Origin of the sequence: Streptosporangium sp. NPDC050284, from assembly GCF_044459525.1 — a bacterium.
Classification (GTDB): Bacteria; Actinomycetota; Actinomycetes; order Streptosporangiales; family Streptosporangiaceae; genus Streptosporangium.
The window spans coordinates 1-26,978 of the sequence record NZ_JBITIZ010000016.1 but is presented as its reverse complement, the minus strand read 5'-3'; the positions used below and the strand labels follow the sequence as shown (position 1 = coordinate 26,978).

The window sequence follows — 26,978 nt, the reverse complement described above, 5'->3', positions numbered from 1 at the left end:
CATCCCGTCCACTTTTCGTTCTACTGTTTGTCGGACAATATGATCGGAGGCGTCCTCATGAGTGCAAGGAATCACATCCGCACCACGGCCACCGTCCTGGGCGCGGCCCTCTGCCTGGCCACCACCATGGCGGCATGCGCGGCCCCCGGCGACGACACGGCCGCGACCCCCGAAGGCCCCACGCCCTCCGTTCCCCACCCCGCCGCCGTGAGTTCCACACCCACGGGCCAGGCCGAGGCGCCCTTCCTGGCCGACCGCGTCAGCGAGTACCTACGCCAGACCTACCCCGACCAGTACGCCGGGATAACCGTCGACGGCTCCAAGCTGATCGTCTACCGCGTCCCGTCCTCCACCCTGGACAGCGCTCTGCGCAGCAGGTTCCCCGCCGCCCCCGTCGAACTCCGCGACGCTGCCCACTCCGCTCGCCGCCTGGAGGCCCTGGCCCAGCGCATCACCGACGACATCGACTACTGGACCCGCAGGGGGGTCCCCATCACCACGGTGGCCGCCCGCTTCGACGGCGCCGCCGTAGAGATAGGCACCACCGACCTCCAAAAGGCAACCGCCGAACTCCCCGAACGCTACGGCCCCGTCCCCCTGCGATTCATCGAAGCCTCCCCCACCCTCCTTCTCCCCACGACGACCCCAACCTAGCCTCGGACTTTCACCTGGAAAGTTCGCGCAAGTCGATTCAACGTAAGGATCCCCCGCGATCCAAGATCCATAGAGCAGGCGACCCCGAGACGATGGCATACCCGTGGACTGGCGCCGGTTCGCGAACCGATCGGTGCGTCCATCACGGCACAACCCGCCGATCTGGGTGTCGAGTTCGTCACCGTCGAGATCGGCCGGAATACGACGCAGTGTGCGCTCGCCGGGCGGCTGATGTCGTCCGGTGACTCGGCGCCATGACCGGCGAGGGCTTCTACACCTACTGACGTCGCCCGGCTCAGGAGAAGCTCATCGCAGCCAGGCCCTTCTCCAGGGTCACGTCGGGCGAGTAGCCCAGCTCCGTCCTCGCGGCGGTGATGTCGTAGGAACGGTCCCGGCCGGTGAAGCTCACGAGCCAGTTCGTCAGCGGGGGCGCCGACTTCCGGCGGAGCAGGCGGGCCGTGCGGTCCATCATCGCCGCCAGGGGCGCCGCCATCGCCAGCGGGACGCTGCGACCCTTGGACAGATCCACGCCGCGGGTCGCCAGCAGGGGAGTGAGAAAGTCGCGAATGGGCATCGGCGTGCCGTCCGTCACGTAGTAGACGCCCTTGTGGCAGCCCCGCGTGAGCGCCAGGAGCACGGCGCCGACCAGGTTGCCGACGTGCACGAAGTCGACGATGTGCGTGCCGTGATCGATCCAGGCGAACCGTCCGGCCTCGGCCACCTCGGCCATTTCGGTGATCGTCGTCATTCCGCGACCCCAGATGAACGGCGGGCGGAGCACCACCAGCTCGGTGCTTCCGCTGCGGGCTTCCAGGAGCACGCGCTCGGTGGCCAGCTTGACGCGGCTGTAGGCGATGTTCGGCCGGCCTTCCGGCGTCGACTCGTCCACGACAGGAAGACGCTGGCTGCCCGTGGAGACGGACGCGGCACTGATGAGCACGAAGCGTCGTACCCCGGCCGCGACGCTCGCGGCGTGCAGGGCGACCGTCGGCACGTGGTTGGCCCGTTCGAAGAGCGAGTCGGGCCCCCAGAACTCCATGTGCGCCGCGACGTGCACGACCGCGTCGACCTCTCGCAGCGTGGCGAGCCAGCTCGGTGCCGGGGAGCCGACCTCGCGGAGGTCGGCGAGATCGCCACGTACGGGATCGGCACCGGCCGCGCGTACGCGCTGAAAGCTCGCATCCGATCTGGCGAGTGCCGTGACCTCGCGGTCTTCGGCGACGAGGCGATGGACGAGAGTGCTGCCGACGAAACCGCTGCCGCCAGTGACGAAAACCTTCACGTTTCCACTCCTTGTGGTTGAGCGCGCACCCCTCGTGCGCACCCGGTTCCGGTGCTGCTCGGCGCGCGACCCCGGCCGCTCCTCATAGATGCATCGTAATCGAATAGTTTGATGCCAATGCATCTACGTCTATGTAACCTCCCGTACGATGGATGCGTCAAGTGGGAGGTGGGCGATGCCGCACGCGAGGAAGGGCGTCACCGCAGCACAGGTCGCCGACGAGTTCAGTCGCACGGCGAAGGTTCTCGTCCGTCACTTCAACGAGCGCCTGGGCGAGCACGGGGTGTCGACGCCGAGGTCCCGCCTGGTGGTGGAGGTGGCACGCTCACAGCCCGTCCGGCTCACCGAGCTCGCTCTCGCGGTCGGCATCGCCCAAGGGACCGCCTCCACCCTGGTCGACGCGCTGGTCCGCGACGGACTGCTCGAACGCCAGACCAGCGCCAACGACCGCCGGTCCGTGCTCCTTCGGGCGACGGCACAGGGGGCCGCCCTGGCCGAGGACTGGACGGCCGGCTATGAACGGGCGGCGGAAGAGCTGTTCGAGCCGCTCACCTCCCAGCAGATGACGACACTGGTCGACATCTTGCGGACTCTCAGCGCCGCCGGAGACTGACGGACGAAGCCGAGGCCCGGCGCCACGCCAACCGTCCCTTCGTCATTTGGCTATGAGTCGGTCGCGGAGTTTGTCATAGTCCTATCGTCCCGTGCTCCCTACAGTCGATTTCGCAGGCGTTCGACTACACGAGTGACGGGGATATGGTGCGCGCCTGGGCGAGAAGCTCATCGACGAAGGCAGGGCCGCATCGGGGCATGCCGAGGACGAGTCCGGGCATTGGCCGGTGATCGTGGCCGGTGGCGGCCCCGTCTGCGCGGTGGTCGCGCTCGAACCAGGACGGCTGACCTCGTTGCTGTATTTCACTGCTGCACGGCATGCAAAAGGCCCTCCCTGATCATCCGGGAGGGCCTTTGAGCTGGAGCCGCCTTGGGGAATCGAACCCCAGACCCCTTCATTACGAGTGAAGTGCTCTGGCCGACTGAGCTAAGGCGGCGTGCCGTGTTCACCACGGCCTACGGCAGTCTACAGGCTCCCGAAGCCTTCTCGCGCCTTGGAATCACCCGATCTTGGGGCAGCGGGTCCCGTCCTTGGGGACGGCCAGATCGATCAGGTAGCCGTCCACCAGACGGTCCACGCACGTCGAACCGGTCAGGTAGGCGGTGTGCCCGTCGCCGTCGAACCCCACGAGAACGCCGGAGGAGAGCTGGGAGGCGAGGGCCTCGGACCACTGGTAGGGGGTGGCCGGGTCGCGGAGGGTACCGACGACCATGATGGGCGAAGCTCCGGGGGCGTCGATCTTCTCCCGTGGGCCTCCCTTGACCGGCCAGTACGCGCAGGGCAGCGAGCTCCACATCACGTACGCGCCGAAGAGAGGGGCCTCCTTTGCCGCCTCACGGGCCGCTGCGGCGTAGGCGGCCGAGTCGGCGGGGTAGGGGGCGTCGACGCAGTTGACGGCGAGGTTGGACTCGGTCTGATTGGTGTACTCGCCGCTCGCCTCACGGTCGATCAACAGGTCGGCCATGCGGAGCAGGGTGGTGCCGTCACCCTTCAGCGCCCGGTCGAGCGCCTGCCTGAGCACCGGCCAGGCCTGCCGGTCGTAGAGCGGGGTGATCAGGCCAAGGGTGGTCCATGCCTCGGTCACCGTACGGCCGTCGCCCGTCCCGTTGCTCAGGGGGGTCGTGTCCGCGCGGCGGAGCAGGGCGGCGATCTCCTCGCGGGCGGAGGCGACGGAGCCGCGGAAGGGACAGTCGGTGGCTGCCAGGCAGTCTTCGAGGAACGCGTCGAGGGCGACCTCGAAACCGCGCGCCTGCGCGGTGTTCATCTCCAGCGGGCCGAGCGAGGGGTCCACGGCGCCGTCCAGGACGAGGGCGCGGACGCGGCCGGGGAAGAGGTCCGCGTAGGCCGCACCCAGCTGGGTGCCGTACGACTTGCCGAGGTAGGTGAGGCGGTCGTCGCCGACGGCGGCGCGGAGCAGGTCCATGTCCCTGGCGGCGTTGGCCGTGCCGACGTACGGCAGGAGTTTGCCCGAACGAGCCTGGCAGCCGGAGGCGAACCGCCGCGACCCCTCCTCCAGCATGGTGACCTCTCCCGGCGAGTCGGGCGAGCTGTCGAGGCCGACGTAGGTGTCCAGCTCGCTCGACGACAGGCACCGGACGGGCTCGGAGTCGCCGACCCCGCGCGGGTCGAAGCCCACGACGTCGAAGCGGTCTCGTACGGCCTTGCTCACCGCCGTGCGGGCACTTCGGGCGTACTGAACCCCGGAGGCGCCGGGGCCGCCGGGATTGATGAGGATCGAGCCGATCCGGTTACCGGAGGCGGGAAGCCGGATCACGCTGATCTCGATCTTCTCGCCGTCCGGCTTGCCGTGGTCGAGGGGAACGGGGAGCTTCGCGCATTCGAAGCCGTCCCCGCAGTCTTTCCAGGTGAGCGACGACCCCCCTACCTCACCACCGCCCGTACCGCTGCCCCCGTCGCCGCTGCCGGAGCCGGCGTTGGCGCCCGTGCCGGTGCACGCGCTCGCCAGTAGGGCCACCGCCGCCAGTACGGCGGCCACATGGGATTTCACGCCTTGTCCGCTCCGTAGTCCGTGGGTCGGGATCGCACGCGGGTCCGGCGGGGGGAGCCGACGCGCGCGGAGAGGCTGACCGCTCGCATCCTACGCCCGCGCGGGCTCAGTCGGCCGTCGAACCCGAGCGCCACACGGGCTCAGCGGTCATCGAAACGCGAACCCTCGTGCAGGCTCAAGCGATCGGCGACCACACAGGCTCCGCAGCCGTCGAACCCGAGCCCTCGTGCGGGCTCAAGCGGTCGGCGACCGCGCGGGTTCGGGGGCCGCTGAAACCCGGGCGCCCGCGGGCCTCCGGTCACCCCTCGGGGCCGCCGTCGGCGACCTTCACCGCGTCCCCGTACGCCGCGTCGTGCTGCTTGCGCGGGGAGCACACCGACGCCGACGGGCACGCGCAGCGGCGGCCGCCCTCCTCAAGGCGGACCACGACGGAGTCGGAGGGTACGTTGCGGCCCACGACGGTTCCCGCCCCCTCGGGGGTGTCGACCTTCAGCCCGAGGCGGGGCATCCTGCTGTGCGCGTCGAGGTAGAGGGGGTGCTCGTACTTCAGGCAGCACATCAGCCGTCCGCACGCCCCCGCGATGCGCAGCGGGTTCACCGGCAGGTCCTGGTCCTTGGCCATCCGGACGGAGACCGGCTCGAAGTCCTTGAGGAAGGTGGCGCAGCACAGGTCGCGGCCGCAGGGGCCGATGCCGCCCTGGAGGCGGGCCTCGTCGCGGGGGCCGATCTGGCGCAACTCCACCCGGGCGCGCAGGTTGCGGGCCAGGTCGCGGACGAGGGCGCGGAAGTCGACCCGCTGTGGGGCGGAGAAATAGACCGTGTAGACGTTCTCGGCGTCGGTGTAGTCGACGCCGACGACCTTCATGGGCAGCGCGTGCCGCTTGATCAGACGCTTGGAGACGCTGCGGGCCTCGGCGCGGCGCCGCTTGTTGCCCTCGTCTCGGGTGAGGTGCTCCTCGGTCGCGATGCCCTCGCACACCGGCAGCCCGCCGACCTCCTCGCTCGTCCACTGGGGCGCCCAGACGCACTCGGCCACCTCGGGGCCCGCGTCGGTGGGAACCAGCACCTTGTCTCCGACCTTGGGGGTGTGCTCACCGGGATCGAGGTAGTACAGCCTGCCGTAGCGGGTGAAACTCACCGCCATGATCATGCCCATATGGCTCCAAACCTGGGGGTACGGCTCGTGCTCACCTTATGCGTCATGCCCTCGGATGTGGGGTGTCATCCAAGGGCGATCATGGACAAGCCGCCCGACCCCGGCGTCGTCGAGCCGGGCACGCGACACCGCCCGGCCGTACTCGCGAACCGCTCAAGCCGCCGTCACCCGCCCGGCCCGAACCCGTTCGGTCCGCTTCCGCTCAGGCCCCCGGGGGCTTGAACGCCGGGAAGGAGCACTGCTCCGGCTCACCCGACCACGGAAGGAAGTGCGTGATGAGCGACCACAGCGATGCTTTTCTCAGCATGCAGGGCGTATCGACCGCGTTGGACACCCCCGGCAGTTCGCCCATGGCGCGGGCGACGGCCCTGGAATCCGTCCCCGGCCTGAGCCAGGCTCGGAAGGACTCCGGCATGTCCTCGACGGCTATCGCCTCCCGCAGCGCGGGATTGTCCGCGTACTGGCTCTGGAATTCCTTCCATGCCTGCTGGCTATCTTTGAAAAAGACCCTTTCCACATCGGGCCGGACCTCAAGTGCCCGGCGGATCTCCTCCTGCTCATCCTCTGTCGCCGCATGGTCGCAGATGGGGAAGGGGCTGTCCTGTTTGCAGAGGAAGACCGACACATCGGCGTATCCCGACTGCTCGGGGCCGCTCATCGCCATGGCGACGATGTTCTCCCTCGACAGCTGGGAGATCGCGCTGAGCCGTACGACTCCGAAGACCGTCACGGCGACGGCGAGGGCCGCGACGGCGATCCGGAAGGGTGCCCTGGAGCGGCGGCGGGCGGGGACGGTGAGCGGGCGAACGTTCTCGGCGGTCGCGGCGGCGGTGGAGAGGGCATCGCGGAGGCGGTTCTCGATGTCGGTCATGACTCCTCCTTGAGCATCCGCGCGAGGGCGGCCAGCCCACGCGCGAGGGTGGAACGGGCGGTGCCTGCGGCGATGCCCATCGTCTCGGCGATCTCCTGGTCGGACAGGTCCAGGTAGTAGCGGAGGGTCAGCGCCTCCCGCTGCCGCCTGGGCAGCGCGCGCAGGGCCATGAGCACCTCTCGGCGTTCCTCACCGAGCAGCGCCACGTGCTCGGCGGACCAGACCGGCGGCTCGTACGGCGCGGTCCGTCGGAAGGCGACCGCGCGGCGGCGCAGCACCGATCGCGACCCGTTGAGAACCGCCGAACGGATGTAGGTCAGCGCCCTGCCCGGGTCGCGCAGACGGCGCCGTCCCGCGTGGGTGCGGGTGAACGCCTCCTGTACGACGTCCTCGGCGGTGGCCTGGTCGCCCACCATGAGCAGCGCCAGCCGTACCAGCCCGAGGTGATGTTCGGCGAACAGCGTCGCGATGTCGACGCGGTCCCTGGCGAGGGGCTCTCCGTGGGAGAGCAGTTCGACTTCCACATCACAGAGACGCCGTGCCGGGCCTTCTGCTGCTTCGTTCGACCCACGAGTTCCGCCCCGTCCGCGCTCTTTCCGCCTGTGGCCCCTTCCTGCCCACGTGTCCCATCCGGTGCGCTCCGCCCGGCGCGCGGGCTCGGCTCAGCGGCCGAGTTCGGCGAAGGACTTCTCCCAGCGGTCGGCGATCATGGAGATGTCGTAGCTCCTGGCCGTCTGGAGGGCGTTCTCGGCCATCCGGTGGCGGCCCTCCTCGTCGTCGATCATCTGGATCAGCCCGGCGGCCAGTGCGTCCACGTCGTCCGCGGGGACGAGCAGCCCGTCGATCCCGGGCGTGATGATCTCGCGAGGCCCACGGGGGCAGTCGAAACTGACCACCGGCACCCCGGAGGCGAACGCCTCGATGATGGTCATGCCGAAGCCCTCGAAACGAGAGCTGACCACGTGGATCGAGGCCTTGGCGAGCTCGCCCTCGATGTCTCCCGTGGGCCCCATGAACGTGACGTTGTTGTGCAGGCGCAGCTTGACGGACTGCTTGATCAGCTTGTCGCCGACCCGGCCCTCGCCGTAGATGCGCAGTTTCCAGTCCGGGCGCTCCTTGGCCACCCGGGCGAACGCCTTCAGCAGGCGGTCGTACCCTTTGACCGGCACCAGCCTGCCCGCGGCCAGCACGATCCGGTTCTCCTGCCGGGAGCGCGGACGCGGGCCGCCGGGCAGCCCGTTGCCGATGGTGAACACCTGGGTGGACGCCCCGTCGAGCATCTTCCGGTAGTCGTGCTCGTCGGCCTCGGTGAGGGTCACGACGGCGTCGAGCCTCGGATACCACGTCCGGATCTCCTCGAAGATCCCGGGCTGGTGTGCCTCGAAGTGCAGGTGCTCCTGGGCGATCGTGATGACCCGTTTGCGCGCGTACCTCGCGGCCATGATGTTGAGCCCCGCGCGGGTGGTGATCAGCACGTCGCTGCGGAGCCTGCGCAGCTCGCGGACGAGAACCTCGTCGCTCCAGGCGCTGAAGGAGGCGTACGCGCGCTCCTCGGGGTGGATCAGCGCGCTCTCCCGCGCGCTCAGCCGCTCGGCCTTCTTCGCGTACGGCCAGCGGACCCTGGCCCCCTCCCGCAGGTCCACCAGTGAACGCAGGCGAACCTGGGAGCCCAACGGCAGGAAGGGGACGTCGGCGTGCTGGAAGACGCTGACGATCTCGACCTCGTGCCGCTCGGACATCGCCGTGGCCAGGTCGAAGGTGGCGCGGATGGTTCCGCCCATGCCGTAGGCGTTGAGGATGAGAAAGGAGATCTTCACGAGCTCTCCTCCTCGACGCTGAGCGCGACGGCGAGGCTGTCGGTCTCGGTGTAGTACGGCCGGACCCTCACCTGTCCCACGCGCTGGGCCGGGAACCGAATTTTGGTTTTCTTGTCCGTTATGTCATCAAGGCGAGTCGCGAGCGGCAGACGGGTTCCGGAGAACTCCGCGTAGAGATCCCAGAAGACCCGGCGCCGTACCTGCGTCTCGGCCATCGGCGCGATCTCGATCCCGCCGTCGAACCACCGCCCCTGGAAGTTCGCGGGCCCGCTCACGGGCTCGGGTCCCCGGCGGGCCACCGCCACGAGTTTCGCCGCCCCCCGGATCGGCTCGCCGTACGCGACGGCGCCCTCGACCTCGATCACCCCGTCCTCCGCGGTCACCCGGATCACCTCGACGTACGGCTCGACCTCGCGGACCCGCAGGCCCAGCGTCCCGACAGCGGTGCGAAACGCCCTGATCTCTCGGTTTCTGGGGGTCTCCGCGTAGGCCCACAGGCCGTCGAGCGAGAATCCCGGGTCGTCGGTGGCGATGGGCTCACCGCCTCGCGACGCCGTCCAGATGCCCGCGGAGAGTGCCTTCAGATTCGTGGCCTCGCACTCCTCGCCGGTCTCCACGTGCCGCAGAACGATCCCGGGATCGTTCCCGTCGCCCCCGTGGATCGGCTGCGGCCACTCGATTCTCAGCGTGTCGTCGTCGCCCACACGGCTCGTGACGGCCCGCTCCTTCGCGGGCGGAATCCCGCCGTACCGTGCCCCAATGCTCACCAAGAGTCCCCCGGTCTTCGCTGCTCATCCCCATAGAGCAGGACACTGTCCACCGATTTATAACGAAATAACCTATTTTGCCGGTTAATCTTAACGACCCGTACTCGTACTTTGAGGCGACTTAGCGATGAATGGTTCCACCTAATCGGAAACAGACGGATAGCGACTACTTGATGAGGGTTACCAACTACCCTCCCACCAGCAGATATTCAGCCGCCGGCCAAGGAAACTGGAAAATGTCCGGTATCGGTCAGAGCCCTCTCCGAACGGCCCCGGCCCGGACACCGCGACGAACAAGCGGGCATCGCGCCGTCGATCCGCGCCCGGGGACGGCGGGCAGTGATTGGGCCCTCGCGGCGTGGAACCGGCTCTATGGACTGCGGCTCCTGAAAACGGCACCCGAGAGCCTCGCGTGACCTCACAGCCAGGTCCGACGGCCCCGTACGACCGGATAAGACCGGTCCGGAATCGGCCCGGTACGACGTCAGGATCGTTTCGGGGCCGATTCGGGGCCGAATCAAGCCGGTTCAGGGCCGGTTCGGGGTCGGCGAATCCCGCCCGGTACGGTTCGGGGACGGCCGAGGCTCAGAGCCCGGGCCGGTGCAGCGAGATGGTCATCGACTCGACCGCCATCTGCGGACTGACGTTGGACGCCAGCCGCCTCCGGCAGCGCATGATCGCGTCGATCCTGCGCAGGGTGTCTTCCGGCGTGGAGGCACGGGCCAGTTCGTCCAGGTCTGCGCGGCGGTCCTCACTCGCCAGTTCCACGTACGCGCCGAACTGCACCGCCAGCACATCGCGATAGAACGCCACCAGGTCGAGCAAAGAGGCGTCGATGACGTCGCGCTTGGTGCGGGTCGCCCGGGACTTCTGGCGGTCCTCGAGATCCTTGAGCGCCCCGGCGCCGCCGCGGATCAGGCCCCTGTTGAGCCCCTTGCCCGTGGAGCCCTCGCCGTAGGCCTGCCGCAGCTCGGTGATCTCCGACTCGTTCAGCACCGCGGTGACCGCGGCGGCCTCGTCCTCGGCGGTCTTCACCAGCCGCTCGGCGGCCATCACGCACTCCCCGACACCGGTCAGCGACCGGGGGATGGACAGCACCGCCTCGCGGCGCGCACGCGCGTCCCCGTCCAGGGCGAGCCTGCGGGCACGGTCGATATGCCCCTGGGCGGCCCTGGCCGCGAACTCCGCCATCGCCACCGGCACGTTCTCGCGGGTGGCCAGCACGTGGGCGACCGCCGCGGTGGGCGGGGTGACGAGCGTGACGATCCGGCATCGGGACCTGATGGTGATCATCATGTCGTCCGGGGAGGGCGCGCAGAGCAGCCACACCGTCCTCGGCGGCGGCTCCTCGATGGCCTTGAGCAGCGCGTTGGACGCCCCCTCGGTCGCCCGGTCGGCGTCCTCGAACAGCACGACCCGCCAGCGGCCCAGCGTCGGCGCCCCGGCCGCGCGCAGGATGAGCCGCCGGGTGTCCTTGATGCCGTACGAGAGCCCCTGCGGGCGGACGATCTCCAGGTCGGGGTGGGAGCCGACCGCCACCTGGTGGCACATGTCGCAGTGGCCGCACCCCTGGTCCGGGCAGAACAGCGCGGCGGTGAACGCCCGCGCGGCCTCCTCGCGACCGGATCCGGGCGGCCCGGTGAACAACCACGCGTGGGTCATCCCTGCGCCGCGCCCTCCGGCCAGCAGATCGGCCCCGGCCGCCGCCGCCCGGCGGAGCGTCGCGGAGGCCCGTTCCTGCCCCACAAGATCGTCAAAGACTCCCACGCCCCCAACCTACCGTCGGGGACGCGGGCTCAGTCGCGGATCGCGGGCATCGTCCCGGTGACGTCCTCCGACTCCTGCGGCACCGGGTCGGGCAGGATCTCGCGGATCCGGTCGTGGACGATCGAGGAGATCTGACTCTGGGGCAGGGTCCCGTCGACGACCAGGTAGCGGTCGGGCTCGGCGGCGGCCAGTGCCCGGAACTCACGACGGACGCGCTCGTGGAACTCCAGGGGCTCCGACTCGATGCGGTCGGCGGCCCCGCCCAGCCGGGCCAGCCCCACCGAAGGCGGGGTGTCGATGAGCACGGTGAGATCGGGGACGAGCCCGCCGGTGGCCCAATTGTTGATCATCGTGACGTCCCCGGTGTCCAGGGCGCGGCCCGCGCCCTGGTAGGCGAGCGACGAGTCGACGTAGCGATCGGAGATCACCATCGAACCCCGGTACAGTGCCGGTCGGATGACCTTCTCCACGTGCTCGGCCCGGTCGGCCGCGTACAGCAGCGCCTCGGACCTCGCCGACAGTCCCTGGTGCACGGCGTCGAGCAGGATCGCCCGCAGCCGCATCCCCACCTTGGTCGAGCCGGGCTCACGGGTCTGCACGACGTCGAAGCCCTGGTCGCGCAGCCAGATCGCGAGCAACCTGGACTGGGTGGTCTTCCCCGACCCCTCACCGCCCTCGAACGCGATGAACATCCCGCGCCCCTGCTCAGGGCTCTCGGGGGCGAAGCGCTCCCCGCGCACCGCGGCGAGCAGGTCGGCGACGATCGAGACGCCCCTGCGGTCGTCCATCTGCCGCAGCGCGACGATTCCGACGATCACCGCGAGCAGCCCGCCGACCAGCAAGACCAGGTTCGAGCCGTCGAACCGGTAGACCGGCTCCAGACCGACCCTGATCTGGCGCTCGCCGAACAGGCCCGCCAGGGTCGGCGCGACCGCGACCACCAGCAGCAGGGTCACCCGGGCTAGCGACTGCAGGAAGGAGAACGTACGGCCCCGCAGGCTGTCGTCCACCTCCAGCCCGATCATGGTGTAGCCGATGATCCACGCGATTCCCGCGCACGCGCCGAGCAGCACGGTCAGCAGGACGACGATCACCAGGTTGTGGACGAGGGCGACCGCGACGAGGACGAGCCCCGCCACCACGATCGACAGGCCGAACAGCCTCCGCCGCGACAGCTCCCTCAGCAGCCTGGGCCCGAAGAACATGCCGGAGGCCATACCGACGAAGACCGCGCCGAAGACCACGCCGTACGCCGCGTCGCCGCCGCCCAGCGCCTCCACGTAGATCTTGGCCACCCCGACCACCGCGCCACCGGCGGCGAACGCGCCCAGCATGCCGATGATCAGACCGCGGATCAGCCGGTTGCCGCCGACGAACCGCCAGCCCTCGAAGATCTGCCGCAGCACCGACGGCGTGGAGGTGGCCCGCGCTCCGCTCTTCGGGATGTCCTTGAGCGAGAAGATGATGACGGCGGAGACCAGGTAGGCGAGCGCGTTGATGAACAACGCCAGGTAGGTCTCGCGCTGGGCGAGGAACGGCACCAGCCTGCCCAGGACGTCGTCGGCGACGGAAAGCAGCGCGAACAGCAGCGCGGCGACGGGCGCGGTGCCGTACGTGACCAGGAGGTTGAGCTGGTTGGCCTCCTCCAGCCGCTCCTTGGGCACCAGGTTGGGCACCGTGGCGTCCTTGGCCGGCACCCAGAAGAGGTTGACGCACTCGACCAGGAACGTGGCGATGATCACCCACTGGTAGCTGCCGACCAGCGGGATCGACAGCACCAGCGCGAAGCGCAGGAGATCGCAGAAGAACATCGTCAGCCGCCGGTCGAACCGGTCGGCGAACGCCCCCGCGAGCGGTCCCAGCAGGATGGCCGGGAGCATCTTCGCCACGAAGACGCCGCCGATGGCCAGGCTCTGAACCTGGTAGCCCGACGCCGCGGTGAGATTGCCCGCCAGGGCGGTCAGCGCGAGGAGGTTGAGCCAGTCTCCCAGGCTGCATACCGACATCGCCGTCCACAGCTTGCGGAACGGGGCGTTGGCCAGCACGTGGGGGGTCTTACGTCGCGCGGTGCTCCGGCCAGGGGTGGTCATAGTGTCAGCGTATCCAGATGCTCGCTGGGCTTGGGAAAACACGAGCCAGGCGGAAATACCCGGCTGCCCGTCGCACGAGGGTAATACGCCGGCCCCGCGCCCCGCAGGTCACACCCGCGAAAAGAGGCGCTCGGTACGACTGTTTCCAGAGGTGCTGCCGTTGGAGCCCCCCAAAGTGCCTCCGGTGGAATTTCCAGAGGTGCTCGCCACGGACTTCCGGAGGGGCACTCCCGTCCGAGTTCCCCAGGTGCTCCCCGTGAACTTACCGAGGGGTCTCCCTGCCGGGTTTCCCCCGGGTGCTCGCTGCGGACTCCCGGAGGAGCACTCCTGTCCGAGTTCTCGCGAGTGCCCGCCGTGAACTTCCCGAGGAAGTCTCCCTGCCGAGTTCCCCAGGTGCTCACCGCGAACTTCCTGAACGGTGTGCCCCAGGCCGGGTGTCCAGGGTTACTCGTTCCGGACTTCCAGAAGAGTGATCTCAGGCGGTGCGCCCACCCGGACCGGCGGCCCCCAGAAGCCCGCGCCCCGCGTCACGTAGACCTGGGTGCCGTCCACCTCGCCGAGGCCGGAGACGACCGGCTGCTGCATCGGGATGACCAGATTGAAGGGGACCATCTGGCCACCGTGCGTGTGGCCGGACAGCTGGAGGTCCACGCCGTACGTCGCCGCCTGGACGGCCTGGACCGGCTGGTGGGCGAGCAGGACGGTGGACCGGGAACGGTCACGACCGCCCAGCGCCCGCTCGAAGTCGGGGCCGTCACCCGAGGCGACACCGCCGAGATCGTTGACCCCGGCGAGGTCGAGAACGGCTCCCCCGTGGGCGATCTCGACGCGCTCGTTGCCGAGGGGGCGGATGCCGAGCCCGCGCAGCTCCTCGATCCACTCCTGCGGGCCGTTGGCGGTGTAGTACTCGTGGTTGCCGGTGACGAAGTAGGCACCGTAGCGGGATTCGAGGTCCTTCAGCGGCACGGCCAGCGAGCCGAGTTCGGCCACCGTACCGTCGACCAGGTCACCGACGACGGCGACCACGTCGGCCTCCAGTGAGTTGATCATGCGGACGAGGCGACGGGCGTGTTCCGTACCGGTGAGCGGGCCCAGGTGGATGTCGCTCACCACCGCGAACCGCAGGCCGCTCAGGCGCGGATCCAGTCTGGGCAGGACGACCCTGACCGGTTCGATCACCGGGTCACCGAGAGCCGTCCTCACCCCGAACCCGACCGTGCCCAGCGCCCCCGCCCCGGCGGCGACCGCTGCCGTACGGGCGATGAACAGCCTCCTGCTCATCCCGGCCTGGCCGTACGGTCCTCCTGGAAACCCTCCGTCGCGCCGCGCGTCCCCGGCACCGGGAACGACGATCACGCCACCGATCTCGGTCCCCGTCTCCGAACTCGCCTCGGCCCTCCTCCCGGACCCCGCCTCGGACCCCGCCTCGAACCCGGACCGACCGGCGACGGCGGACCGGTCGGCGACATCGGGTCGAACGGCGGGCACCGGCTGGGCGGCCATGAGCGCGGCCCGCTTCTCCTGAGCGTCCGCCACATCCGGCCCCTCCGCCCGCCGCTCCGTCCACCTCAGGACCAGCAGGGCCGCACCCCGGGGAATCTCCAGGATCACCAGGAACACGAAGAGGTAGAACATCACCGCGATCCAGAAGAACCCCGGCCAGGCCAGGAAGTGGCCCCACTCGCTGCGGGAGGCGACCAACGTCACCGGGGCGAGCACGGCCAGGGCGACGAGAACCCACGTCAGCACCCGGCGGGTCCGGCCGGGCCTCGTGGTCGAACCGACCAGGCGACGCCACAGATAGAAGTGGACCAGCGTGATCGCGCAGATGACCAGCGACACGAAACCCACAACCGTCACTCGCCTCTCCCGCGCCCACCGGCCGTTCCCGGTGCGCTCCGAAGAACGCCCGGGATGGCGAATGCGTTCCCGGATACCTGGAACCCCGGAAGTCCAGAGCCTCGGAAGCCCAGAAGCACGCCGGTTCAGGGCTCTGAACTTCCAAAACCCTGGAAGCCCAGGACCCCGGAGACTCGGAACCTGGAGGCCCAGGACCCTGAAAGCTCAGGACCCTGGAAACTCAACACCCCGAAAGCCCTCAAGGCCCTGGGAGCTCACAGAACCCTGGAAGGCCGGCCTGAAAGCTCCCAGGGACCCCGAAAACGAAGTGTCAGGCCTTCGCCTTGGCCCTGGTGGTGCGGGGACGCTTGGGCGCCGGGCCACGGGCGCGGCGGTCGGCGAGGAGCTCGGCGGCGCGCTCGGTCGTGATCTGCTCGACCTCGTCACCCTTGCGCAGGGAGGCGTTGGTCTCGCCGTCGGTGACGTACGGCCCGAACCGCCCCTCCTTCACCACGATCGGCTTCTTGGAGACGGGATCCTCGCCCAGCTCGCGCAGCGGGGGCGCCGCCGCGGCCTGCCTTCCCCTCGCCTTGGGCTGGGCGAACAACTCCTTGGCCCGCTCAAGGGTGATCGTGAACATCTCCTCCTCGGACGCCAGCGAGCGCGAGTCGGTGCCCTTCTTGACGTAAGGCCCGAATCTGCCGTTCTGGGCGGTGACCTCCTGGTCGTCGATCACCCCGAGCACGCGAGGCAGCGAGAGGAGCTTCAGGGCGTCTTCCAGGGTGACGGTGTCCAGGGACATCGACTTGAGCAGCGAGCCGGTGCGCGGCTTGACGGCGTCGGCCTTCTTGGTCTTCTTCTTGGCGCCCTCGGCCGGCGGCGCCTCCTCGGGAAGGATCTCGGTGACGTACGGGCCGTAACGGCCGTCCTTGGCCACGATCACGTGCCCGGTCACCGGGTCCTTGCCCAGCTCCCTGTCACCCGTCGGACGGGAGAACAGCTCCTCGGCCATCTCGGCGGTGAGCTCGTCGGGCGCGAGGTCCTCCGGCACGTTCACCCGGGCGCCGTCGCGGTCCAGGTACGGGCCGTAGCGCCCCACCCGGATCATGATGTCGGTGCCCCTGATGGAGAACGAGCTGATCTCCTTGGCGTCGATCTCACCGAGGTCGGTGACCAGCTCCTTCAGGCCCTCGTCGCCCTCCGCGCCGAAGTAGAACCGGCGCAGCTCGGGCACCCGCTCCGCCCGGTCGTTCGCGATGTCGTCGAGGACCTTCTCCATGTCGGCGGTGAAGTCGTAGTCGACGAGGTTTCCGAAGTGCCGCTCCAGCAGGTTCACCACCGCGAACGCCAGGAAGGACGGCACCAGGGCCGTGCCCTTCTTGAAGACGTAACCGCGGTCCAGGATCGTCCCGATGATCGACGCGTACGTCGACGGGCGGCCGATCTCCCGGTCCTCCAGCTCCTTGATCAGCGACGCCTCGGTGTATCGCGCGGGCGGCTTGGTCGCGTGCGCCAGCACGTTGAGCGCGGACGCGGTGAGCGGGTCGTTCTCGGTGAGGTTCGGCAGGCGCTTCTCGGAGTCGTCCCGGTCGGTGGACGGGTCGTCCGCGCCCTCGACGTAGGCCTTCAGGAAACCGTGGAAGGTGATCGTCCGGCCGGAGGCGGTGAACTCGACCAGCTCACCCGAATTCGACGTGCCGTTCACCTTGACGGTGACCGACTCGCCGACCGCGTCCTTCATCTGGGAGGCCACGGTCCGCTGCCAGATCAGCTCGTACAGGCGGAACATGTCGCCGCTCAGCCCGGTCTCGCCCGGCGTGCGGAACTCCTCACCCGAGGGACGGATCGCCTCGTGCGCCTCCTGCGCGTTCTTGACCTTGCTCGCGTACACGCGCGGCTTGTCGGGCACGTACGCCGCGCCGTACAGCTTGATCGCCTGGCTGCGGGCCGCCGCGACGGCGGTCTCCGACAGCGTGATGCTGTCGGTTCGCATGTAGGTGATGAAGCCGTTCTCGTACAGACGCTGGGCGACCTGCATGGTCGACTTCGCGGAGAAGCCCAGCTTGCGGCTCGCCTCCTGCTGCAGCGTGGTCGTCCTGAACGGCGCGTACGGCTTGCGGGTGTACGGCTTGCGCTCGACGGACTTGACCTTGTACGAGACCCCGGCGAGGCGCCCGGCCAGGGCACGGGCCGCCTGCTCGTCCAGGTGGAGCACGTCGGCGTTCTTGAGGGTGCCGTTGCTCGCGAAGTCACGGCCCTGGGCGACGCGCTTACCGCCCACACCGGTCAGCATGGCGGTGAACTCGTGCGGGATCTCGTCGCGGCCGGTGTCGAGCAGCGCCTGCAGGTCCCAGTAACTCGCGCTGGTGAACGCGAGGCGCTCGCGCTCGCGCTCCACGACGAGCCGGGTCGCCACGGACTGCACGCGCCCGGCGGACAGGCGGGGCTTGACCTTCTTCCACAGGACCGGGCTGACCTCGTAGCCGTAGAGGCGGTCGAGGATGCGCCTGGTCTCCTGGGCGTCGACCAGTCTCAGGTTCAGGGCGCGGGGGTTGGCCACCGCCTCCTGGATCGCCCGAGGGGTGATCTCGTGGAACACCATGCGGTGGACCGGCACCTTGGGATTGAGCACCTCACGAAGGTGCCAGGCGATCGCCTCGCCCTCGCGGTCCTCGTCAGTGGCGAGATAGAGCTCGTCGGCGTCCTTGAGCAGCTGCTTGAGCTTGCTCACCTGCGCCTTCTTGTCGTGGTTGACGACATAGAGCGGCTCGAACTCGTGATCCACGTTGACACCGAGGCGTGCCCAGGACTCCCCCTTGTACTTCTCGGGGATGTCGTCGGCCTTCTCAGGGAGATCGCGAATATGTCCGATACTGGACTCCACGACGTAGCCGCGGCCGAGGTACCCGGCGATGGTCTTCGCCTTGGAAGGCGACTCGACGATCACCAGGCGGGTTCCACCGGCGTTGCCGTTCTTGGCTGGCACGCTGCTTCCTACCTCGCTGTTCGCATTCGTTCCCCGTTTTCTTCCCCTCGGGTTACCCGGTCTCGACCGAGAACACTCCCAAGGGAAGCCGCAAGGACGCAGAATAAAGCCCTATGAGTGTCGACGTCCCCCGGCTCACCCTCGGAGACTAATCGCTGTGCTCGACTACTCCTACTTGGTCCTCCACCTTCCGCGTGGCACATCCCGGGACGCAGCCCGGCGGATACTGACCGAACATGCAGAATACGGCGACTGGGAGCTCGACCGCCTGCGACTGTATCCCGACGGCCGCCGAGACGTTCGACTGCGCCGGAAGATAATACGTGTGACCAGGACGATGTAACTCCGGGTGACTCCGGACATGGCTTTGCCCGCTCCGGGCCGCGCCCCCGGAACGGGCAAAGCTTCCGTGCCTCGCAGGCCGAGCGGACGCCGCGCCACGAGGGCGCGGCCGTCCTGTCTCGCCGCCTTCGAGGCGTCTAGGCGCCTTCCTCAGCGGTCCTGGGAAAGCGTGTCCAATGGGTTACTAATGTCTTACTTCCCGCCTTGCTTCCCGTTCCCCTACTTCTTGCCGAAACGGATCCGGCGGGTGGTGCCGAAGACCGTCGCGGCAGCCGCGGCCAGCGCACCGATCAGGAGGGTGACCAGAGAACCGACGTTCATCCCGGTCACGCCGACGGGCTGGGCCGCGCTCATCAGGCCCAGGTCACCGACCGGCAGGGCTCCGGCCGGGGTCGAGGAGGTCAGGTCGGCGACGGGAGCCGACAAGCCCTTTCCGGCCTTCGCGGCCCGGTCGCTCACCTCGCTCGCGGGCGCCGCGGGAACGGCGGGAGCGGCGGGGAACTCGGGCAGCCTCTCGGCGGCCGGGAACCGCGACCGGTCCGCGGCCGTCGGCGACAGGCCGGGGGCGGACGCCTGTCCGGCCGCGCCGCCGAGCGCCGGGACGGCCGGGAACGCGGGCAGCAGACCGCTCGTCCTCTGCTTGCCGGGCTTGGAGTCCCAGTCACCGTGGCCCTTGCCGTAACCGCCGTGACCGCCGTGCCCACCAGGGCCGCCGTGCCCACCGGGGCCGCCCCGGTGGCCACCGCCGGGACCGCCCCACTGGCCACCGCCCGGACGCCCGGACGGGCCACCGGCGCGGGAGCCTCCGAGGCAGCCCGCGGCGGCGTCGCCCAGGACCGCCACGGCGTTGCCGCAGATGTTGATCGGCGCGGTGATCGGCGCCACCACCTGGTTGCCACCAAGCACGGAGTGCCGACCCGAGGTGCGGTTGTCACCGGCGCCTGTACCCGCGCCCGCACCGCCCGAGACCGAGGCGCCGCCCCTGCACCCGGCCGCGGCCTGGCCGAGCACGCCGACGGCGTTGCCGCAGACGTTGATCGGCGCGGTGATCGGCGCCACCACCTGGTTGCCACCGAGCACCGAACCCCGGCCGGACGTGACGTTGCCGCCCGCGCCGGCGCCACCGCCGCCGCCCACGACGGACGCGCCCCCCTGGCAACCGGCGAACGCCCCGCCCAGGACGGCCACCGCGTTACCGCAGACGTTGATCGGCGCGGTGATCGGCGCCACCACCTGGTTGCCGCCAAGCACCGAACCCCGGCCGGACGTGACGTTGCCGCCCGCGCCCGCACCGCCACCCCGGCCCGTCCCGGCCGACGTCCCTCCCGGGCAGCCCGCCGGGCCGTTGCCGACGCTGTTGCCGCAGACCTCGGCGGGCGCGGTGATCGGCGCGACCACCTGGTTGCCGCTACCGGCGCCGAAGCGCCCGTCGGTGTCGTTCCCCGGCCGGCCGTAGCCCCCGGGGCCGCCGGGACGGGGACCGCGCTCCCAGTCGTCGCCGTGGCCGCCCGGACGCGGACCGTGGTCCCAGCCGCCGCCGGGACGCGGCCCCTGCTTCCCGTGGTCGCCGTGGCCGGGTCCGCCGTGACCGTCAGGCTTACCCGGCCACCCCGGACCACCGGGGTGCCCAGGCCCGCCAGGGTGCCCAGGCCCGCCAGGGTGCCCGGGCCCGCCGGGGTGACCGGGACCACCCGGGTGGCCAGGACCGCCAGGGTGGCCAGGACCGCCGGGACCGCCCGGACCAGCGGGGCCACCCGGGCCATCGGGCGTGCCGCCGCCGACCTCGGCGCCGCCCTCGCAACCGGAGAAGGCCTCGCCGACGACGGCGACCGAGTTGCCGCAGATGTTGATCGGGGCGGTGATCGGCGCCACCACCTGGTTGCCGCCCAGCACGGAACCCCGGCCGGACGTGCGGTTTCCACCGGCTCCACCGGCACCGCCCTGACCGCTCACCGAGGCACCGCCCCGGCAACCGGCGGTCGCCCCGCCGAAGATCGCGAAGGAGTTGCCGCAGGCGTTGATCGGCGCGGTGATCGGCGCCACCACCTGGTTGCCGCCGCCGATGCTGTGGTCACCGTTCGTACGGTTGCCGCCGGCTCCGCCGCCGCTCCCGCCCTCGTTCCGCACCGAGGAGCCGCCCCGGCAGCCCGCCTCGGAGCGGCCGAAGACCGACACCGCGTTGCCACAGGCGTTGACGGGTGCGGTGATGGGGGCGACGACCTGGTTGCCGCCCAGCACCGAACCCCGGCCCGATGTGGTGTTGCCACCCGCGCCCGCACCGCCGGCGTCGCTCTCGACGGAGGCGCCGCCCTCCGAGGAGGCGGACGACTCCCCGGCCACGGCGGCGGAGTTGCCGCTGATGTCGATCGGCAGGGTGATCGGGAGGTTGACCTGGTTGCCGCCGCCGATCGAATGGTCGCCGTCGGTGTCGGCGAAGGCCGTACCGCCGCCCATCGCCATGACGCCCAGTGCGAGCAGTGCCGCGGGGGCCGTACCCGTAACCCACGTACGCATGATTGAAGCTCCTAGCAGTTTCGGGGGGGACCTGACCCTCGTGAGGGCGTGCGAAGCCGTGGGAAGGCCGGAAAGGCCCGCACAGCGGAGGCCCCGAGGGCCGTCACGAGGAATGGCAATTGCCTTTTCTTCGGCCTGCTGATCGCTCACCGAACGGAGCGGTTCTCCTGGGGACGGAGGATGAAGGCAGGCTCCGCGACCGGCGGATCACCAGAAAGGGGATGGGCCGGTCCGCGAGACGAGATCAGTCAGGAGAGAAAGAAGGGTCGTCCGCCGCTGTGCGGACGACGGGGGGAAGCACGAACGCAGGCGGAACACGCTGCGTCGTCGGCCGCGGGTCGTAGGCGAACCACGCGACATCCCCCGGACCCGGCCCTGGGGCACCGGATCCACTACCGCTCTGGGGCACGAATCCATTCGCGCCAGAGCCGTGCTCGACGGTGGCGGGTGCCGGGAACCCCGGCTGGGACTGGCTGGTGAGCCCGTCCACACCTCGCCCCGCCATGGCCTCGGCGTTTTCCGTCGCCGAAGGCCCGCCGCCGACCGTGGGGAAGACACCGGCCCCGAGGGCCGGTCCGGAAGCGGCTGTGTGAGGGGTCTGGGAGTGGGCCTCTCCTGTCGTCGCGGTGGTGTCCGCGACCGCGGGAGCGGCACCGAGGAGCCCGAAGACGACCGCGAGCAGCCATGCGGCGGCCAGGAGACCACCGATGGCGAGGGCTCGCATGAAACCCCACCGAGTGCCGGCCGCGAACCGCGCCATCCGGTCAGCCCGGCCGGGGATCGTGTCGTCGACGGGAAGAGTCACGGGCGCGCGTCGAACAGCGGGCGATGACGCCCTCCACTGCTCGTGCGGCACGCGTGCCACGTGACCTCCCCAAAACTCCTGGACGGGCCCGCTTGGACACGGACCATCCCTCAACGGAGAGTTACGTTAGCACCACAACGAGTCAACACAACGGTTTTCCCGGTAAAGGCTCAGCAGCCGTCCAGGAAACGGTCAAGGACCCGGACCCCGAACCGGAGCGAATCCACCGGAACCCTCTCATCGATGCCATGGAACATCCCGGAGAAGTCCAGGTCGGCGGGGAGCCGCAGCGGCGCGAAGCCGAATCCCCGGATGCCCAGCCTGCTGAACGCCTTGAGGTCCGTGCCCCCCGACAGCGTGTACGGCACGGCCAGTGCGCCCGGGTCCTCGGCGAGGAGCGCGTCGGCCATCGCGCGCACCAGCGGTCCGTCGAAGCCGGTCTCGATGGCGATGTCGTGGTAGACGAACTCCCTGGTCACGTTGGGGCCGAGCAGCTCGTCGAGCGTCTCGAAGAACTCGTCCTCGTATCCCGGCAGGAAGCGGCCGTCCACGTGCGCGGTCGCGGTCTGGGGGATCACGTTGGCCTTGTAGCCCGCCTCCAGCATCGTGGGGTTGGCGGTGTTGCGCAGCGTGGCGCCGATCATCCGGGCGAGCGGCCCCAGCTTGGCGACGGTCTTCTCCGCGTCGTCCAGGTCGAGTTCCAGCTCCAGGACCCTGGAGGTCTCCTCAAGGAACGTCCTCACCGTCCGCGTCATCCGGACCGGCCACTCGTACCGGCCGATGCGGCCAACCGCCTCGGCCAGCTCGGTGACCGCGTTCTCCGCGTTGAGCATCGAGCCGTGCCCGGCCCTGCCGGTGGCGGTCAGGCGCATCCAGGCGATGCCCTTCTCGGCGGCCTCGATCAGGTAGAGCCTGCGCGCCTCGTCGATGGAGACGCTGAACCCGCCCACCTCGCCGATCGCCTCCGAGCACCCGTCGAACAGGCTCTTGTGCTCGTCGGCGAGCCACTGGGCGCCGTAGTTGCCCCCCGCCTCCTCGTCGGCGGTGAAGGCCAGCACCACGTCCCTCGGCGGCCTGCGCCCCTCGGCGAGCCGCTGCCGCACCACCGCGAGGATCATCGCGTCCATGTTCTTCATGTCGACCGCCCCGCGCCCCCAGACGCAGCCGTCGACGATCTCACCGCTGAGCGGGTGCTGGGTCCAGTCGGCGGCGTTGAAGGGGACGACGTCCAGGTGGCCGTGGAGCAGCAGGGCGTCACGGGAGGAGTCCTCCCCGGCGATGCGGGCGACCACGTTGGCCCTGCGGCTGTCCGACTCCAGGATCTTCGGCTCCAGCCCCACCTCGGCCAGCTTCTCGGCCACGTACTCGGCGGCGGCCCGCTCACCGGGCCCCGAATTGTCGCCCGCGTTGGTCGAGTCGATCCTGATCAGGTCGCGGCACAGCCCGACGACCTCGTCCTCAGCGTTGATCGCCGTCATGGTGGACTCCTTGGGGTTTCGGTACGGCTTCCACCTCCCATCCTGCCGCCGGGCACCCCTTCCCGGCACCCCGCCCGCACCTGCCCTCTTACCGATATGACGGCGGCTCAAGAGTTTGCTAACCTAAGTCCGCCGACGCGGGATGACGGTCCCACGTGCAGGCACCACGTCCGGGTGGCGGAATAGGCAGACGCGCTAGCTTGAGGTGCTAGTGCCCTTTGCGGGGCATGGGGGTTCAAGTCCCCCCTCGGACACAAACCGGTCACCTATGGGGTCCTGGTCATGTGTAGACGTGACCAGGACTTTCTGTTTTGACGGATGGTAGACCAGCCGCAGTCCGATGTTCGCGTAAATCTTGGCCTTCCGGATCGGGTCGGCATTCGAGAGAACTCGCACCATGTCTCCAAGCCTGTGCGTGATCTCCGCCAGTTCATCACGCCTCAGCCGCCTCTGAGGCAGTACGTGCGCGCGGCCGAGGCGTTGCTCGGCCGCGGTCTTGCGGACAAGCTCTTCCTGGATCCATCCGGCGACGAGCGCCGGGTCGGCGCCCGCCTCAAGAGCAGCCCGATGCTGGGCGAGCCTGCGGTCACACTCGGTGATCTGGCGGCGTGCCACAGCGAGTGCTTGGGCCTCGGGCGGTGTCACGTCCTGTGCGGCCGCCAAGACGTCGAGAGTCTGGTCAACGTTGTGGGGCGCGAACAGCCGGCCGAGCCAGCGGTCCAGTCGCGGGACGACGCGGTCCTCTCGTAGGTAGACGTTGCGGGGATGCATGAGGTGGTTGGCCAGGGCGTACTCTTCGGGGAAGCGGCAGCGGTAGTAGGCCGCGTCGTTGACCCATTGGCCCTGCATTCTGCGGTCGCAGACACCGCAGTACAGCAGCCCCCGGAGCTGGTACGGCTTGGGGGTGCGCTTGCGGGTCTTGTCGGTGTGGCGATCGCCTCGCCCCGTCAGCGTCATCTGCACGGCGTCGAAATCCTCCGTGGACACGATCGGCGGGTGAACGACCGTCTTCGACCAGACCCAGTCCTGCTTGGAGTTCCACCTGAGCTTCGTGGTGTGGCCCAGGCCGACGTCGTCCACATCGATGAGGACCTCGTCCTTGCGCTGGCGGTTCCACACCTGGTGGCCGGTGTAGCGGGGGTTGGTCAAGATGGCGCGCACCGCGCTCTTGGACCAGGCGATGCCGGAGCGGTGACGGTTCCGGCCCGGATCGTGAGCTGATGGGCTGGGAATCCCGTTGTGGGTCAGTCTCTCGGCAATGGCGAACAGGCCGTAGCCGTCGAGAAAGACCGCGAAGATCTCTTCCACCACGGGTGCGGCGACGGGATCAAGCTCCAGTCGGTGAGCACGCTTGCCGTCGGCCGCCTTGGCCGGGTTGGGGTGTGGGCCCGCGTCGGCCAGCCGGTAGCCATAAGGCGGCCGACCTCCCAGAAAGCGGCCTTCCATCTGGGCTTGGGCTGACATGGCGCTGCGCACGCGGATCTTGATGCGGTTGCGCTCGCCTTTGCTCATACCGCCGAACACGCTCATGACCAGGTCATGGGCCTCGTTGTTCGGGTCGATGGGGCCGCCCACCTCGGGCACCCAGAGCGGAACCCGGAAGTGCTCGAAGACGGGAAAGGTCAGGCCGTACTGGTTGCCGTAGAAGGCTCGTTGCGGCTCGCCGATCACCACCGCGTCGAAGCCGCGGTCGGGGTTGCGTAGTTCGGCGAGCAGCGCCGCCGCGTGCGGGCGGCGCTGCCAGGGGATCGAGCGGGACTTGTCGACGTCGAAGAACTCGGTGACGATCACGCCCCCGCGCGACTCGATGAGCGCGCGGGAGCGGGTGATCTGCCAGCCTCGCGAGGACTGGGGATCCTGCTTGTCCTCGGTGGAGACCCGGCCGTAGAAGGCGAAGCGGATGGTGTTCATGGGTCCTATGCGACGTTGGGGCGGTTGACGAGCATGGTTTGGTGAGCCTCCAGCAGGATGGCGAGCAGTTCCGTGGCGGCGCTGGACGTCAGGCGGGGCGGTCCACTTGGTAAGACGATGTGCGGAGTCCGCTGTTTACGAGTGGTGGATGCGGTCATGATGAGAGGCGCTCCTATGCGTTCGTTGCTGGCGGGTAGGGGTGCGGCCCCGGCGACGTGCTTGGCGGTACTGGAGTCGGGGCCGTTTTGTCGCCGTACCCTGGCGTAGATCCGCACGTTGCGGCCAGCACCTCGGCAGGGCGGCGGGTCGGATGTTTCCGTGACGTCGAAAGCGCAGGCTGCCTGCGGTGCTTTCTCAAGCAGGACAGTGCTTTGCGTCTGGTCATGACGCAGGTCTCTTAGCCATGAGTGGGTGGCACGCCGGGCAGCGCGCCACAGTGTTGTCGCGAAGTTCCATCTGCCGGGTGCGCTCGTCGCAGTAACCGCACCAATCTGGGGCGATCCTCAGCGACGGACTGGGCTCGACGCCCTCGACCGCAGGCAGGAACTTGTCGGGGTCTTCCTTGAGTGCCTTGGCCACGTAGCGACTTCGGTGCTTGACGGACCGGCCATCGAGGATCGCGTGGCGGATCACGGCCGCGTCGAGGAGGCGAATCTCGCGGCCGGTCAACTCAGCCAGGAGCTGGACGATACCGCGATCGACGGAGTCGTCGTCGTTCGCCCAGGCGCGCGCGTTACGGCGAGAAGACGGACGAGAAGACGGACGAGAAGACGACTGATTGTCTTCATCTTCTTCCGTCCTAGTCCCCTTCGGGGACTGGACGGAACTGCGTGGCGTTAGTAACGCGTTACGTTCGGCGTTACCAACGCCACCGTCGACGGCGTGTGGCTCGGTCCGGTCGCGTCGCCTGTCTCGCCACCTTTTCTGCCGCTCGGCGTTAGCTTTCCGTTCTTTCTCCACCCGCTCCTTAGCGGGCACGAATGCGAAGAAGTCGTGAATCACCCACCCCTTCGCCACAGGCGCCGGGCAGAGATCGGAGGGACACTCTTCGCCAGGCAGATGCCAGGTACCCCGGGACACGAGTTCGGCGATGAAGCGCAGCGGCTTCCGCACTCGCGGACACACGTCGATCAGGTCTTCCTGGAGTACCGCACCGTCGGTCAGGTTGTGGGCACACCAGAAGATCGCTGTGAAATGTATACGGAATGCGGCGTCCGACAGGCCTGCTACCTGCCTCCGAGTCGGGAATCGGTCGTCGAAATACAGCCTTTCTCGTTTCATCTAGTGCCTGCCTCTGTCTGTCAGATGCAGACCGGCCGTGGTGTTGAAGGCACGGTCGAGTCGGAGCGCGAGGTCACGTGCCGACTTCCGGGCCGCCGCGAGTTCTGACAGAGCCTTGTCAAGACGCTTGCCGGGGTCGCCATGGTCGTCACCCAGTTGCCCGGATTCCTGCATGCGCCGCAACGCCTCGCCGAGTTGCCTCAGCAGTTGGTCAAGCCCAGCTGTCGAAATGCCAATACGGCCGAGGACGTCGTACACGGTGGACGGATAGGTGACGCCGACACGGGAGAGCGTGGCGTGGTTGAGGACGCGGACAGCCTCGGATACGGCTGCGGCGACCTCGCTGGTGTAGTCGTCACCATGGGGGCCATCTGACGACAGCCAGACGGTTTCAGCCATCGATGTTGACTCCGATCGCTGGGATCTTGTCAAGATGCCCGCGTCCCGTCAGAGCGGTGACGAGAGTCAGCAGTCGACGCATGAGCCATTGAGGCACCCCTAGGGTGTCCGTGCTCGCGATCGATGGGATGCTGAACATGACCTACTCCTTTCGAGTGGGTCTGACGGAAGGCCCGGCGCCGGCGAGCGTCCAAGCAATGCGGGCGCCGGGTCCTCCTGTAGTGAACTTGCAGAGGGCCGACTTCATGATTCGGCGGGGAGCTGTTCAGCTACGCCGACATGCGCAGTTGTCCGCTTCCCAACTACTCCAGTTGAATTCGTAGAGTCCGTCCCCGCGATCACCATGGCTCGATGGCCAACCCCGTTGTGGTCAGACAGCCGTCGAGTAGATGCGGCCT

The 26,978-nt window shown here is 69.1% G+C and carries 20 protein-coding genes, 2 tRNA genes and 1 pseudogene; 5 read left to right on the top strand and 18 right to left on the bottom strand.

Translation table 11 applies throughout. The features are described from left to right. Window positions 1-57: 57 nt before the first annotated feature. Entirely contained in the window at window positions 58-654 is a 597-nt protein-coding gene (locus ACIBH4_RS31120) for a hypothetical protein (protein WP_362510133.1), read from the top strand. Between the two features lie 295 nt (window positions 655-949). On the opposite strand, the gene ACIBH4_RS31115 is transcribed toward ACIBH4_RS31120, so the two are convergent. Next, window positions 950-1,936, bottom strand: coding sequence for an NAD(P)-dependent oxidoreductase (locus tag ACIBH4_RS31115; protein WP_362510130.1), 987 nt, complete (start codon window positions 1,934-1,936; stop codon window positions 950-952). A gap of 175 nt (window positions 1,937-2,111) precedes the next feature. On the opposite strand from ACIBH4_RS31115, the gene ACIBH4_RS31110 reads away from it, so the two are divergent. Then, on the top strand, window positions 2,112-2,549 hold the full coding sequence (locus ACIBH4_RS31110; RefSeq protein ID WP_362510127.1) for a MarR family transcriptional regulator: 438 nt from the start codon (window positions 2,112-2,114) through the stop codon (window positions 2,547-2,549). A gap of 359 nt (window positions 2,550-2,908) precedes the next feature. Here ACIBH4_RS31110 and ACIBH4_RS31105 read toward each other — a convergent pair. The 11 genes from ACIBH4_RS31105 to topA all read right to left on the bottom strand — a co-directional run bounded on the left by ACIBH4_RS31105 (window position 2,909) and on the right by topA (window position 17,850). Further along, a tRNA-Thr gene (locus ACIBH4_RS31105) sits at window positions 2,909-2,985 on the bottom strand. A gap of 63 nt (window positions 2,986-3,048) precedes the next feature. After that, window positions 3,049-4,557: an alpha/beta hydrolase gene (locus tag ACIBH4_RS31100; protein ID WP_362510124.1), complete on the bottom strand. Its 1,509-nt coding sequence runs from the start codon at window positions 4,555-4,557 to the stop codon at window positions 3,049-3,051. A gap of 298 nt (window positions 4,558-4,855) precedes the next feature. Beyond that, window positions 4,856-5,713 (bottom strand): stage 0 sporulation family protein, encoded by an 858-nt coding sequence (locus ACIBH4_RS31095; protein ID WP_399173306.1) that lies wholly within the window; start codon window positions 5,711-5,713, stop codon window positions 4,856-4,858. A gap of 202 nt (window positions 5,714-5,915) precedes the next feature. Continuing rightward, window positions 5,916-6,584, bottom strand: coding sequence for a permease-like cell division protein FtsX (locus tag ACIBH4_RS31090; RefSeq protein WP_362764731.1), 669 nt, complete (start codon window positions 6,582-6,584; stop codon window positions 5,916-5,918). After that, complete coding sequence (locus ACIBH4_RS31085; RefSeq protein WP_362510119.1) at window positions 6,581-7,108, bottom strand: SigE family RNA polymerase sigma factor; 528 nt, start codon at window positions 7,106-7,108, stop codon at window positions 6,581-6,583. The genes ACIBH4_RS31090 and ACIBH4_RS31085 overlap by 4 nt, the downstream gene beginning before the upstream one ends. 138 nt (window positions 7,109-7,246) lie before the next feature. Beyond that, entirely contained in the window at window positions 7,247-8,401 is a 1,155-nt protein-coding gene (locus tag ACIBH4_RS31080; protein WP_362510117.1) for a glycosyltransferase family 4 protein, read from the bottom strand. Beyond that, window positions 8,398-9,168, bottom strand: coding sequence for a hypothetical protein (locus ACIBH4_RS31075; RefSeq protein WP_362510114.1), 771 nt, complete (start codon window positions 9,166-9,168; stop codon window positions 8,398-8,400). Before ACIBH4_RS31075 ends, ACIBH4_RS31080 begins: the two co-directional genes overlap by 4 nt. 585 nt (window positions 9,169-9,753) lie before the next feature. Beyond that, on the bottom strand, window positions 9,754-10,935 hold the full coding sequence (locus ACIBH4_RS31070; protein ID WP_362510111.1) for a DNA polymerase III subunit delta': 1,182 nt from the start codon (window positions 10,933-10,935) through the stop codon (window positions 9,754-9,756). 29 nt (window positions 10,936-10,964) lie between these two features. After that, a complete protein-coding gene (gene tmk, locus ACIBH4_RS31065) occupies window positions 10,965-13,025 on the bottom strand; it encodes a dTMP kinase (RefSeq protein WP_362510108.1) in 2,061 nt (686 codons plus the stop codon). Window positions 13,026-13,469: 444 nt separating this feature from the next. Further along, a complete protein-coding gene (locus ACIBH4_RS31060) occupies window positions 13,470-14,885 on the bottom strand; it encodes a metallophosphoesterase (protein ID WP_362764734.1) in 1,416 nt (471 codons plus the stop codon). A 310-nt stretch (window positions 14,886-15,195) separates the two neighbouring features. Then, window positions 15,196-17,850, bottom strand: a complete 2,655-nt coding sequence (gene topA, locus ACIBH4_RS31055; protein ID WP_362510102.1) for a type I DNA topoisomerase — start codon at window positions 17,848-17,850, stop codon at window positions 15,196-15,198. A 157-nt stretch (window positions 17,851-18,007) separates the two neighbouring features. Here topA and ACIBH4_RS31050 point away from each other — a divergent pair, with 157 nt between their 5' ends. Beyond that, entirely contained in the window at window positions 18,008-18,193 is a 186-nt protein-coding gene (locus tag ACIBH4_RS31050; RefSeq protein ID WP_084195129.1) for a DUF5703 family protein, read from the top strand. Window positions 18,194-18,411: 218 nt separating this feature from the next. Here ACIBH4_RS31050 and ACIBH4_RS31045 read toward each other — a convergent pair whose 3' ends face one another. From ACIBH4_RS31045 to ACIBH4_RS31035, 3 genes are all read right to left on the bottom strand, one after another. Further along, the gene (locus ACIBH4_RS31045; RefSeq protein ID WP_362510099.1) at window positions 18,412-20,706 is read right to left on the bottom strand and encodes a chaplin family protein; all 2,295 of its coding nucleotides are present in this window, start codon (window positions 20,704-20,706) and stop codon (window positions 18,412-18,414) included. Between the two features lie 244 nt (window positions 20,707-20,950). Continuing rightward, window positions 20,951-21,511, bottom strand: a complete 561-nt coding sequence (locus ACIBH4_RS31040; protein WP_362510096.1) for a hypothetical protein — start codon at window positions 21,509-21,511, stop codon at window positions 20,951-20,953. A gap of 170 nt (window positions 21,512-21,681) precedes the next feature. Then, entirely contained in the window at window positions 21,682-22,989 is a 1,308-nt protein-coding gene (locus tag ACIBH4_RS31035; protein WP_362510093.1) for a M20/M25/M40 family metallo-hydrolase, read from the bottom strand. A gap of 168 nt (window positions 22,990-23,157) precedes the next feature. On the opposite strand from ACIBH4_RS31035, the gene ACIBH4_RS31030 reads away from it, so the two are divergent. Together ACIBH4_RS31030 and ACIBH4_RS31025 are read left to right on the top strand one after the other, a co-directional pair. Further along, a tRNA-Leu gene (locus tag ACIBH4_RS31030) sits at window positions 23,158-23,243 on the top strand. Between the two features lie 64 nt (window positions 23,244-23,307). Beyond that, window positions 23,308-23,739 (top strand): hypothetical protein, encoded by a 432-nt coding sequence (locus ACIBH4_RS31025; protein ID WP_362510090.1) that lies wholly within the window; start codon window positions 23,308-23,310, stop codon window positions 23,737-23,739. A gap of 48 nt (window positions 23,740-23,787) precedes the next feature. Here ACIBH4_RS31025 and ACIBH4_RS31020 read toward each other — a convergent pair. From ACIBH4_RS31020 to ACIBH4_RS31010, 3 genes and pseudogenes are all read right to left on the bottom strand, one after another. Continuing rightward, window positions 23,788-24,900, bottom strand: a pseudogene (locus ACIBH4_RS31020) (recombinase family protein); the annotation flags it as partial. Window positions 24,901-25,281: 381 nt separating this feature from the next. Next, window positions 25,282-26,181, bottom strand: coding sequence for a hypothetical protein (locus tag ACIBH4_RS31015; RefSeq protein WP_362510087.1), 900 nt, complete (start codon window positions 26,179-26,181; stop codon window positions 25,282-25,284). Continuing rightward, entirely contained in the window at window positions 26,182-26,580 is a 399-nt protein-coding gene (locus ACIBH4_RS31010; RefSeq protein ID WP_362510084.1) for a hypothetical protein, read from the bottom strand. Window positions 26,581-26,978: the final 398 nt, after the last annotated feature.

Excerpts from the sequence above, each read along its gene's own strand:
- tmk (WP_362510108.1), bottom strand. The coding sequence starts at position 13,025 with ATGACCACCCCTGGCCGGAGCACCGCGCGACGTAAGACCCCCCACGTG.
- ACIBH4_RS31025 (WP_362510090.1), top strand. The coding sequence starts at position 23,308 with ATGGTAGACCAGCCGCAGTCCGATGTTCGCGTAAATCTTGGCCTTCCG.
- ACIBH4_RS31110 (WP_362510127.1), top strand. The coding sequence starts at position 2,112 with ATGCCGCACGCGAGGAAGGGCGTCACCGCAGCACAGGTCGCCGACGAG.
- ACIBH4_RS31010 (WP_362510084.1), bottom strand. The coding sequence starts at position 26,580 with ATGGCTGAAACCGTCTGGCTGTCGTCAGATGGCCCCCATGGTGACGAC.
- ACIBH4_RS31120 (WP_362510133.1), top strand. The coding sequence starts at position 58 with ATGAGTGCAAGGAATCACATCCGCACCACGGCCACCGTCCTGGGCGCG.
- ACIBH4_RS31015 (WP_362510087.1), bottom strand. The coding sequence starts at position 26,181 with ATGAAACGAGAAAGGCTGTATTTCGACGACCGATTCCCGACTCGGAGG.
- ACIBH4_RS31090 (WP_362764731.1), bottom strand. The coding sequence starts at position 6,584 with ATGACCGACATCGAGAACCGCCTCCGCGATGCCCTCTCCACCGCCGCC.
- ACIBH4_RS31035 (WP_362510093.1), bottom strand. The coding sequence starts at position 22,989 with ATGACGGCGATCAACGCTGAGGACGAGGTCGTCGGGCTGTGCCGCGAC.
- ACIBH4_RS31045 (WP_362510099.1), bottom strand. The coding sequence starts at position 20,706 with ATGCGTACGTGGGTTACGGGTACGGCCCCCGCGGCACTGCTCGCACTG.
- ACIBH4_RS31095 (WP_399173306.1), bottom strand. The coding sequence starts at position 5,713 with ATGGGCATGATCATGGCGGTGAGTTTCACCCGCTACGGCAGGCTGTAC.